General features: G+C 75.1%; 11 protein-coding genes. 10 read left to right on the top strand and 1 reads right to left on the bottom strand.

Annotated features, from left to right (window positions below; genetic code table 11):
- The first annotated feature begins 20 nt into the window (after positions 1-20).
- From P8A18_RS32130 to P8A18_RS32175, 10 genes are all read left to right on the top strand, one after another.
- A complete protein-coding gene (locus tag P8A18_RS32130; protein ID WP_306060292.1) occupies positions 21-1,727 on the top strand; it encodes a hypothetical protein in 1,707 nt (568 codons plus the stop codon).
- A gap of 16 nt (positions 1,728-1,743) precedes the next feature.
- Positions 1,744-2,184, top strand: a complete 441-nt coding sequence (locus P8A18_RS32135; RefSeq protein ID WP_018552062.1) for a phage tail protein — start codon at positions 1,744-1,746, stop codon at positions 2,182-2,184.
- A 5-nt stretch (positions 2,185-2,189) separates the two neighbouring features.
- Entirely contained in the window at positions 2,190-2,990 is an 801-nt protein-coding gene (locus tag P8A18_RS32140; protein ID WP_306060293.1) for a CIS tube protein, read from the top strand.
- Positions 2,987-4,873, top strand: coding sequence for a VgrG-related protein (locus tag P8A18_RS32145; RefSeq protein WP_306060294.1), 1,887 nt, complete (start codon positions 2,987-2,989; stop codon positions 4,871-4,873). Before P8A18_RS32140 ends, P8A18_RS32145 begins: the two co-directional genes overlap by 4 nt.
- A 36-nt stretch (positions 4,874-4,909) precedes the next feature.
- On the top strand, positions 4,910-5,191 hold the full coding sequence (locus tag P8A18_RS32150; protein WP_306060295.1) for a PAAR domain-containing contractile injection system baseplate protein: 282 nt from the start codon (positions 4,910-4,912) through the stop codon (positions 5,189-5,191).
- 6 nt (positions 5,192-5,197) lie between these two features.
- The gene (locus tag P8A18_RS32155; RefSeq protein ID WP_018552066.1) at positions 5,198-5,632 is read left to right on the top strand and encodes a gp25 family contractile injection system sheath assembly initiator; all 435 of its coding nucleotides are present in this window, start codon (positions 5,198-5,200) and stop codon (positions 5,630-5,632) included.
- Complete coding sequence (locus P8A18_RS32160; protein ID WP_306060296.1) at positions 5,629-7,602, top strand: putative baseplate assembly protein; 1,974 nt, start codon at positions 5,629-5,631, stop codon at positions 7,600-7,602. The genes P8A18_RS32155 and P8A18_RS32160 overlap by 4 nt, the downstream gene beginning before the upstream one ends.
- Before the next feature lie 4 nt (positions 7,603-7,606).
- Positions 7,607-8,173 (top strand): phage tail protein, encoded by a 567-nt coding sequence (locus P8A18_RS32165; protein ID WP_306060297.1) that lies wholly within the window; start codon positions 7,607-7,609, stop codon positions 8,171-8,173.
- Positions 8,174-8,655: 482 nt separating this feature from the next.
- The gene (locus P8A18_RS32170) at positions 8,656-9,471 is read left to right on the top strand and encodes an NADase-type glycan-binding domain-containing protein (protein WP_306060298.1); all 816 of its coding nucleotides are present in this window, start codon (positions 8,656-8,658) and stop codon (positions 9,469-9,471) included.
- A gap of 64 nt (positions 9,472-9,535) precedes the next feature.
- Positions 9,536-9,988 carry a flavodoxin family protein gene (locus tag P8A18_RS32175; RefSeq protein ID WP_306060299.1) on the top strand — a complete coding sequence of 151 codons (453 nt, stop codon included), beginning with the start codon at positions 9,536-9,538 and terminating at the stop codon, positions 9,986-9,988.
- A gap of 29 nt (positions 9,989-10,017) precedes the next feature.
- Here P8A18_RS32175 and P8A18_RS32180 read toward each other — a convergent pair whose 3' ends face one another.
- A complete protein-coding gene (locus P8A18_RS32180; protein WP_306060300.1) occupies positions 10,018-10,593 on the bottom strand; it encodes a TetR/AcrR family transcriptional regulator in 576 nt (191 codons plus the stop codon).
- Between the last annotated feature and the right edge of the window lie 174 nt (positions 10,594-10,767).

Below are 10,767 nucleotides of genomic sequence, written 5' to 3' on the forward strand. Positions count from 1 at the left end.
GCGGAGGAGGACGAGGAACCATGGGGCTGATGTCCTGGCTGCGCGGCGGCCGCACCACCGGCCGTGCCATGCCCCCGGAGGCCCCGGGCCGGGGCGACCGGGCCGACCGGGTCGACGTGAACCGGCTGGATCCGGTCCAGCGGTCCGTCACGGGACAGGACCTCCTGACCGACCCCGGCGGATTCGAGGCATCCCTGATCACACGTCAGGAGCCGTCGCTCGGTCGGCCGCTGGGGCATCTGGTCAGTCCGCAGGCGCCCGCGGGCCTGGTGCGCGGCGTTGCGGACCCGGCCCCCGGGAGTCCGGCCCCGGCGGTGCAGCGATCCGTGGACATGCCGATGCCGGCCCGTGGGAAGCCGCAGCCCGGAGCCGTCGCCGTCCAGCGGGCGTACGGAGACGGCCCGCCGGCCCTGACCTCCGCCGAGGACTCGTCCGCGTCGGCCGGTCTTCCCGTACGCCAACTGCTCGGCGAGCAACCGCTCGTAGAACCCGAACCGGCGGACGAGAGGGTGGCCGACGGCACGAACGCGGGGCCCCTTCCCCCGCCGGACGCGTCCCCGGGCGCCCCGGCCGTTCAGCGCACCGCCGCTGCCGCGCAGCCGCCTCCACCCCGGCCCACCGCGGGCGGGCTCGGGGCGCCGCTGCCTGGCCTCCCGCCCACCGCCCAGCGCCGGGTCGTCCGGCCGCCCGCCGCTCCGGAGCCCGCGCCCCGGCCCCCGCTCGTGCAACGCGACACCGCCTGGGAGGCCCCGGACGAGGTCCACGCCCCGGCGAACGGTCCCGCCGAGAGCGCGTCGGGGCCGGCGGATCCCGAGACGCCGGGCTCCCCGGATGCCCCTGACGGGACGGAGGCCGTGGCCCCCCTGCTGGGCGACGACCCCCTGACGGGCCCGGCGGTGACCGGGGGAGAGCCGGCAGAGACGTCCGGCGGGCACGGCGCGGCCCCGGCAGGCCCGCCACCCGCCGCCCCGGTCCAGCGCTCCGCCGTAGCGCCGGGCGCCACGCCCGTACCCCCGCCGGCCCAGGACCGACCCACCGCGCCCCTGCTCGGGGACCGGCCGCTCACCCTCCGTACGGCGGACGCCCCTGGCGCGTCCGGCGCCCCGGCCGGCACCCCGGCGGCCGTCCAGCGTGCCGCCGAGGCCGGTCCGGGGAAGCCGTCCGCGCCTGATCCGGCCGCCGTCCCGTCGCATCCGGCCGCCGCCGTCCGCTGGATCCTCCCCGACGCGGACGAGGTCCCGCGCTCGCTGCCGCCCGCGGTGTCCCCCGTACAGCGGCAGACGCACGCCCCACCCGCCCGGCCGCAGCCGGCGCCCAGGGGCCGCCCGCCGGCCTCCGCCCCGACGGCCGGGGCGGTCGCCGTGGCTGCCGGGGTGGCTCAGCGCATGGCCGACGGGAGCGTGGTGTTCGCCTCCGCGCCACGGGCCGGCACCTCGCGGCCGGTCGTCCAGCGGGACTCGGAGATCGCGGAGGAGCCCCCGCCACCGCCCCTGCCCGAACCCGAGACCGGGCCCCAGCCCGAGCCCGGCGCCGAGCCGCCCTCCGGCGCCGAGCCGCCGACGGCGGAGCAGGGCAGCGGCGCCGGCGGAGCCACGGGGGCGGGAGGAGCGCCGCCCGTCACCGACGAGCTGGTCCGCGCCCTGTACGCGCCGCTCAGCAGGCTCCTCAAGGCCGATCTGCGGCTCGAACGCGAACGCTCCGGATTCCTGATCAACACCCGTCACTGATCGAGAGGCACGTGCCATGGCCACCGATTCCGCCCCGGACGACCCCGCCGTCAGCGTCTGCTTCGTCGTGACGATCGACGACATCGAGCTCGGGTCGTTCAACACCTGTGACGGGCTGGGCTGCGAAGTGGTCCTGGAGACCCGGGAGGAGGGCGGCAACAACGGGCATGTGTGGCAGCTGCCGACCAGGCTGAAGTACTCCAACGTCAAGCTGTCGCGGCCGCTCACCCGGGAGACGGAGAAGGTGGCCCGCTGGTTCGCCACCATGACCACCGGGTTCAGCCGCAAGACCGCGCACATCGAGGCGCGCACGGGTGACGGCCGGAAGGTGGCCCAGTGGGGGCTGCTGGAGGTCGTGCCCGTGCGCTGGACCGGTCCCTCGTTCACCCCGGAGTCGCCCAAGGTCGCGATGGAGACGATCGAGATCGCCCACCACGGCTACGTGATGGAGGGCTGAGCGGCGTGAGCGGCGCGGGACCCATCGCCTTCAGCGCGGCCGGGACGTCCGGGGCTGCGTCGGCCGCGAAGGGCGGCTCGGCCAGGCCCAAGCTGGAACACGCCTACCTGGAGCTGCGTACGCCGCCCACCGGGGGCGGCCTCACCCCCGGCGGGCCGTGCGGGCGGATCGACTTCCAGTTCAACCCCAAGGAGCTGAGCCTGACGAAGGCCGCGTCCTGGAAGCGGACTCCGGCCAAGGGCGCGAAGAGTTCGGGCCCGCCCGAGTACCAGGGATCGCAGCCCAGCAAGCTCACCGTGGAGATGTTCTTCGACGCGGGCGACACCCAGGACACCCGCGTCGTCACGGCGGTGGAGCAGCTGTTCACGTGCTGTGTGCCGACGAGCGAGACGAGGCAGCAGCAGCGCTCCTCGCCGCCCTGGGTGGTGTTCCACTGGGGCGGACTGACCGGATTCCCCGGGTACGTGAGCCAAGTCGCCGCGAAATACACCCTGTTCACGACATCCGGCGTGCCGATCCGAGCCGTGTGCCAGGTCACCATGGAGGAGATCAGCGGGGAGACGCCCGGACAGAACCCCACCTCGGGCGCGCTGGCGGCGCGGCGGGTGCACCGGGTGGGCTCCGGGGACTCGCTGCCGTCGCTCGCCCACCGGGAGTACGGCGACGCGGGCGCCTGGCGGGTCATCGCGGAGGCGAACGGTATCGACGACCCGCTGCGGCTCGTCCCCGGCACCCAGCTGCTGCTGCCCGCCCTGGACGAGCTGAGCCGGCTGCGAGACGCCGGGGACCGGGGGGCGGGCCGATGACACACCAGGGGGTCGCCAGCGCGCTGGTGGTGGAGTTCGACGGCCGACCGCTGCCGGCCACCTTCATGAACGCCCTGGTCGAGGGGTACGTGGACGACAGCCGCACGCTCCCCGACCTGTTCCTGCTGCGGTTCCGCGACCCCGACCGCCTCCTGCTCGGGCAGACCGGCCTGAAGATCGGCAGCGAGGCCCGGCTGCTGGCCCGCGTGGGCGGCGGCACGGCCCCCCAACCGCTCCTCGAAGGCGCGGTCACGGCCCTGGAGGTGGAGCTCGACGAGACCGGCACCTTCACCGTGATCCGGGGGCTCGACGCCTCGCACCGGCTGCTGCGGGGCCGGCGCGTCGCCACCTACCAGAACATGACGCTCGCCGACATCTGCGGCCAGGTCGCCCAGCGCGCCGGACTGAAACCCGGCAACGTGGACGTGGCAGGCCCCGTCATCGAACACATCGCCCAGCCCAACGTCACCGACTGGGAGTTCGTGCGCGGCCTCGCCGAGGAGGCCGGCGCCCAGGCGTACGTACGCGACGGGCAGCTGCACATCACCCGGCCCGCCGAGGCGAGCGGGGCGCCGGACAGCTCCGCGCGCGCCGACCGCGATCCCCTCGTCCTCGAACTCGGCGGCAACCTGCTCCGCTGCCGCGCCGGGGTCTCGGCAGCCGAACAGGTCTCCGAGGTGGAGGTGCGCGGCTGGGACGTCGGCGCGAAGGAACCCCTGGTCGGCAAGGCACCCGCCGGTACGTCCGCCACGCTCGAACTCGGCGTGACCGCGGCCGAGGTGACCGCCCCCTTCGGCGAGGCGCGGTTCGTCGTCACCGACGCCGCCTACGGCACCCAGGCCCAGGTCGACCAGGCGGCGAAGGCACTGGCCGAGCGCATCGCCGGATCGTTCGCGGAACTGGACGCCGTGATCCGGGGCAACCCCGAGGTCACGGCCGGCAGCGCCGTCGCGCTGAACGCCGTCGGCGCGCCCTTCGAGGGGCGCTACACCGTCACCACCTCACGCCACGTCTTCGACGCCGTACGCGGATACGAGACCTGGATCACCGTGTCCGGGCAGCAGGAACGCTCCCTGTTCGGGCTCACCGCGGGCGGCGGGCCGGAGAGCGGCGGCCCGCGCTGCGCCGGCCTGGTCAGCGGGACGGTCACGGACACCCACGACCCGGAGGGCTCCGGCCGGGTCAAGGTGCGCTTCCCCTGGCTGTCGGACGAGTACGCGAGCGACTGGGCGCGTACCGCGCAGTCCGGCGGGACGGGCGGCGGCGAGGCGTTCATCCCCGAGGTCGGGGACGAGGTGCTGGTCGGCTTCGAACAGGGCCACCTGGACCGGCCGTACGTGCTGGCCGGGCTGTACAACGGCAAGGACCGGCCCGGCGGTGGCGGGCCGGGCGCCGCGGCCGCCCCCGACGCGGGCGGCGGTGACCTCGTCGACCCCACCACCGGGGCCGTCAACCGCCGGGCCTTCGCCTCCAGAAGCGGCAACCAGCTGGAGCTGCTGGACGCGGCCGACGGACCGCAGGGCGTACGGCTGCGCACCGGGGACGGCAAGCTCACCATCGACCTGGACCGGCGGGGCACCGCCGTCGTCATCAACAGCGACGGCAGCGTCACCATCGAGGCCAAGGAGCAGGTCTCCGTCAAGGCGGCCAAGGGCGTCACCGTGGACGCCGGACGCGGGGAGCTGGAACTGACCGGCGACAGCGTCACCCTCACCTCACGCAACGGCCTCGCCCTGAACGGCGGGAACGGCAGGGTCGCGCTCTCCACCGACGGCGCGGTGGAGGTGCACGGCGGCCAGGTCACGGTCGAGGGCAGCCGGCGCACGGACGTGAAGAGCGGGGGATCGGTCTCCGTCAGCGCACCGATGATCCAGCTCAACTGACGTACCGCACGCACGCAGTGAACAGGAGTGGACCGCATGCCGCCAGCAGCAGCCGCACGGGTCGCCGACCCCACCGGACACCCCGGCACGGTCGGGCCGCCCGGGGTGATCTCGGTGCTGATCGGCGGGAGGCCCGCCGCCACGGTGGGCACTCCCCACCAGTGCGCGTCCCCGCTCGTCCACCCGCCGTCCGTGATCGCGCCCCCGGGCAGCACCAGTGTGTTCATCGGCGGCAGGCCCGCCGCCCGCGTCGGAGACCTGAGCGCCTGCGGATCACCGATCGTCGCGGGCTGCGCCACCGTGCTGATCGGAGGCTGAGCGGGCATGGGAGAGCAGTTCATCGGAGCGGGCTGGGCCTTCCCGCCGCGCACCGACGCCACCGGGTCCATCGCACTCGTGCGCGGCGAGAGGGAACTGGAGGAATCGATCCGGCTGATCCTGGCGACCTCGCCCGGCGAGCGCCCGATGCGGCCGGAGTTCGGCTGCGCCGTCAACGACTACGTGTTCGCGCCCGCCGACGCCGGGACGGCCGGGCAGCTCGCGTACGAGGTGCGCCTCGCCCTGGAGCGCTGGGAGCCCCGGATCGAGGTGGCCGACGTCACCGTCCGTTTCGACGCGGCGGACAACGGGGTCCTCTACATCGACATCGGCTACACCGTGCGCGGCTCCAACGACCCCCGCAACCTCGTCTTCCCGTTCTACGTGATCCCCCAGCACGGGCCGGAGACGAGCCACGACGACGAGGAGGCCGGCGCGTGACCCTGCCCAGTCCCCATCTGGACGACCGCCGCTTCCAGGGCCTGGTGGACGAGGCCAAGCGCCTGGTCCAGCAGCGCTGCCCGGAGTGGACCGACCACAACGTCTCGGACCCCGGCGTCACGCTGATCGAGGCGTTCGCGACCATGGTCGACCAGCTCGTCTACCGGGTGAACCGGGTGCCGGAGAAGAGCTACCTCACCTTCCTCGACCTGATCGGCGTCCAGCTGCACCCGCCCACGGCCGCCCGCACCGATGTGACGTTCCGGCTGTCCGCGCCCCGCCCCGACCCCGTCGTGGTGCGCGCCGGGACCGAGGTGGCGACCGTCCGGACCGAGACGGAGGAGGCGGTCGTCTTCACCACCACCGCCGAACTGGCCGTCGTCCCCTGCTCGTTCGCCCACCTCGCCACCTGGCCGGCCGCCGAGGAGGTCGCCGACCGCACGGAGGAGCTGGCGATCGGCCGTGACGTGGCCTGTTTCGGAGCCACTCCCGCGCCCGGCGACTGCCTCTACGTGGGTCTGTCGGCCGCCGTACCGGCCGGGGTCGTCGTGCTGCGGCTGGACTGCCGCGTCGAGGGCGTCGGTGTCGACCCGCTGCGGCCGCCGCTCGTCTGGGAGGCCTGGGACGGCACCGGCTGGGCGGTCTGCGAGGTCGAGAAGGACGGCACCGGCGGCTTCAACCGGTCCGGCGAACTCATCCTCCACCTCCCGAGGACCCACACCCCGGCCGCCGTCGTCCGGCGTACCGGAGGCTGGCTGCGCTGCCGCCTGATCGAGGCCGAGCCGGGCCGCCCGACCTATCTGGCACCGCCCGTGCTCCGGGGGATCACCGCGTTCACCATCGGCGCGACCGCCGCCGCCGAGCACGCCGAGACCATCACCGACGAGGTGCTCGGAGCCGCCGAAGGCGTACCGGGCCAGACCTTCGCGCTCGCCCGGCCGCCCGTGGTGCCGGGGGACTTCGTCGTCGAGGTCGCCGACCCGGCGAGCGGCCCCGATCCGCAGTACACCCACTGGACCAGGGTCGACGACTTCGCGCACTCGGGACCCGAGGACCGGCACATCACGCTCGACCCGAACTCCGGCCGCGTCGAGTTCGGCCCGGCCGTACGGGAACGGGACGGCTCCATCCGCTACTACGGAGCGGTCCCCGCCAAGGGCGCCACCGTGCGGGTGCGCTCCTACCGCACGGGCGGCGGGCTGCGCGGCAACGTCGCCAGGTCCACCCTGAAGATCCTGCGCAGCGCGATCCCGTACGTGGCACGGGTGGAGAACCGCAGGCCCGCGCTGGGCGGCGTCGACGGGGAGAGCGTCGACAGCGCCCGGGTGCGCGGCCCGATGACGCTGCGCACCTTGCACCGGGCCGTCGTCCCCCACGACTACGAACTCCTCGCCCGCGAGGTCGCCCCGGACGCGGCCCGCGTCCACTGCATCCGGGCCGGGGCCGACGGCGACGACAGCGGCGCCGAGGCCCAGGGCGTACGGCTCCTCGTCGTGCCCGCCGGGCGCAGCGACGAACAGGGCAGGATCGGGTTCGACGAGCTGATCCCGCCCGCCCCGACCCTGCGTCTGATCGCCGGGCACCTGGAGGAGCGCCGCCCGATCGGCGCCCGGCTCGTGGTCGAGCCGCCGTTCTACCAGGGCGTCACCGTCGTCGCCTCGGTGCAGGCCGAGCCCGGCGCGGTCCGCGACCGCGTGCGCGACGAGGCACTGGCCGCGCTCTACGGGTACTTCAACCCCCTGTCCGGCGGGCCGAACGGACAGGGCTGGCCCTTCGGCCGGCCGGTCCAGGCGGGCGAGGCCTTCGCCGTGCTCCAGCGGGTGCCGGGCGTCGACCTGGTGGAGGACGTACGCCTCTACCGCGCCGACCCGGTGACCGGCGAGCGCACCGACGCCACCACCAAGATCGCACTCGACCGGCACGCGCTGGTCTTCAGCTACGAGCACCAGCTCCGGGTGAGAGGGGCCTGAGACCATGCGCACCGGCGTCCCCGGACTGGCCACCCCGCACCCGCTCATCGAACAACTGCCCGCCGTCTACCTGGAGCAGGACTTCCTCCGGCGCTTCCTCGGCGCCCTCGACGACGTCCTCGCCCCGGTCCTGCTCACGATCGACAACCTGCCCGCCCACCTGGACCCGCGCAGCGCCCCGGACGACTTCCTCGCCTGGCTGGCCCAGTGGGTGGCGGCGGAGCCCCACGAGGACAGCCCGGACGTGCGACGCCGCGAGACGGTGCGGGGCGCGGTCGCCCGGCACGCCCGGCGCGGCACGGCGGGCGGCCTCGCCGAGGCGGTACGGCTGCGGACGGGTACGGAACCCGAGATCACGGAGAGCGGCGGGACCGCCTGGTCCACAGGGCCGCGGACCGCGCTTCCGGGCGCCCCGCGTCCCTGGGTGACGATCCGGGTCCGGGAGCGGCGCGGCCGGGACATCGACCGGGCGCGTCTGGAGGAGCTCATCGCCGCGGAGGTCCCGGCCCATGTGGGCTTCACGCTGGAGATCCTGCCCCCGGACGGGGGCGCGGGGGGTGCTGCCCAGTGATCTGCGAGTCGTGCGGGCGCAGGAACGAGCCGGGGCGCGAATTCTGCGCCTCCTGCGAGGCGTTTCTCGCCTGGGAGCCGGACGAGGGGGATACGGGGACGGGCCGGGGCGGCCGGTCGGGCCCCGTACCCGGCCCGCCGGCCCCCGAGCCGCCACCGCGGATGACCGGACCTGCCGCTGACGCGTCCACGCCGCCCGGCCCCCCGCCGCCCCGGGCCCACACGCCCGTGCCCCCGGCGCCCGTGCCTCCGGCCTCGCCGCCGGGGCCACCCGCTGCCGGACCTTCGCCAGGGCCGCCCGCTACCGGTCCCTCGTCCGCCGGCCTCCTGCCGGCCGTCCCCGCGCAACGGCCGCCGGGAGCCGCCCCTCCCGTTGGGGAGCCCGCCCCGGCCCCGCCGCGTACGCCCCCCGGCCCGGCCCGCGCCTCCGTGCAGCCCGCGGGGGCCGCGCCCCGGCGGCCGGGCGACGGTCCGGACGGGCCTTTGCCCGGCCCCGCGGCGTGGACGCCCGACCAGGAACCCACCACGCCCGCGCCACCGGACCCCGCCCCGAGGGCTGCCGGCGAGCCCGTGGTCTGCCCCGGCTGCGGCACCCGGAACGCTCCGGAGCGCACCCTGTGCGTCCGGTGCGCGCTGCTCCTCGACCCGGGAGCCCCTCCCGCCGTACGCCCGCCGTGGTGGCGCCGGATCTTCCACCGGGGCCCGGCGCGGTCGCACTCCGCCGGAGCGCGGCCCCGGCGGCGCCGGAGCCTGCCGAGGCTCGGGGTGCCCCTCGCGCTGCTCGTCGTACTGGCCGGCGTGTGGTTCGCGCTCCCGCACCTGTCCGGTCTGCTCGGCCTCGCCAAGGAGGAGACGGGCGCGCCGGAGTCCCTGCCGCCCTCCGCGTGCCACGGTTCGAGCGCGGCACCGGGGCACGCCGCCGGCGCGGCGTTCGACGGCTTCAACAACCGGTACTGGGCGCCCAAGGACCCCGGCGACGGCCAGGGGGAGTACCTGGAGTGCGACTTCGACCAGCCGGTCCGGCTGACCAAGATGGTGGTGTTCTCCGGGACATCGGCCCGCAAGGACGAGTTCCTCACACAGGCCAGGCCCGCCGGGATCACCGCGGAACTCACCGCGAAGGACGGCAGCACGAGCACACACACGATCCGGCCGGCGGACCAGGCGGGACAGCAGACCTTCGACGTACGGGGCTCGCAGACCGTCCGTGTCCGGCTCACGCTCGACTCCGCGTTCGGCACCGGCAAGGGCCGCCGGGTGGCGGTCGCCGAGGTCGAGTTCTTCGGGCACCGCTCCTGACCCCGTCGCTCGCGGGGCGCGTCCCGCTTGCGGCGGCGGGACGGGAACGGCAGGGTTCGGTGCTGTGCCCACTCTCCTGATCGTGCATCACACACCCTCGCCCAACTGCCAGGCCCTCTTCGAGGCCGTCGTCTCCGGTGCGACGACCGACGAGATCGAAGGCGTACGCGTCGTGCGCCGCGCCGCGCTCGCCGCGACGGCCTCCGACGTACTCGCCGCCGACGGGCTGCTCCTCGGGACCCCGGCGAACCTCGGGTACATGTCCGGGGCGCTGAAGCACTTCTTCGATCAGATCTACTACCCGTGCCTCGACACCACGGGCGGCCGTCCGTTCGGCTACTACGTGCACGGCGGCAACGACGTCACCGGGGCCGTGCGCGGCATCGAGACGATCACCACGGGACTGGGCTGGCGCCGGGCGGCGGACGCCGTGAAGGTGACGGGGGAGCCGGGCAGGGCCGACACCGAGGCGTGCTGGGAACTGGGCGCCACCCTCGCGGCCGGCCTGGCCGGCTGACGCGGCACCCGCCCCGGACACGCGCCGCCTCAGCCCGCGGCCCCCGCGCGCAGCCCGTCCATCACGAGATCGAAGAGGCGGGCGGCGCGGGGCTGCCAGTCGCTGCGGGGGTCGAGCTGCCACAGGCCCGCTATGGCGAGGAGGAAGTCGTCGGGGGTCATCCCGGGGCGGATGCCCCCCGCCCGCTCATTCGCCTCCAGGAGGAGCGTGATCGCCTCGGTCACCGGTCCGTGGCCGACCTGGGCCAGAGTGCCGTGTCCGCTCGTCGCCGCACGGAGGGCGTCGGCGAGGCCGGCCTTGGTCATGGCGTACCGCGCGAGCCGGTCCATCCACTCGCGCAGGGCGCGGTCGGCGGGGCGGTCACGGAGCAGTTGGGCGGCCGTGTCGGCGACCTGCTGCATCTCGTAGCGGTAGACCTCCAGGACGAGCGCCTCGCGGTGCGGGAAGTTGCGGTAGAAGGTGCCCTGGCCGACGCCGGCCTTCTTCGCGATCAGACTGACGGGCGCGTCGGCGTCGCGCGTCAGCTCGGTGAGCGCGACGGCGAGGATGCGCTCGCGGTTGCGCTGCGCGTCCGGACGCGTGGGAGTGCTCCGGTCTTCCCGCACGCCTTCTCCCCTCCCGGAGCCACGGCCGGGTACGGCCTTGCTCACCGGACAGCTGTCCGTTAGGTTCGACAATCAAGCGGACAGCTGTCCGCTTGGCTCCACCATAGCGCCGGATCAAGCCACTTGGCCGACCGGTGCCCATGGGCCCCGCACCCGCACGCATCGCCCTTCGAC

Source organism: Streptomyces sp. Mut1 (assembly GCF_030719295.1).
GTDB classification, from domain to species: Bacteria; Actinomycetota; Actinomycetes; order Streptomycetales; family Streptomycetaceae; genus Streptomyces; species Streptomyces castrisilvae.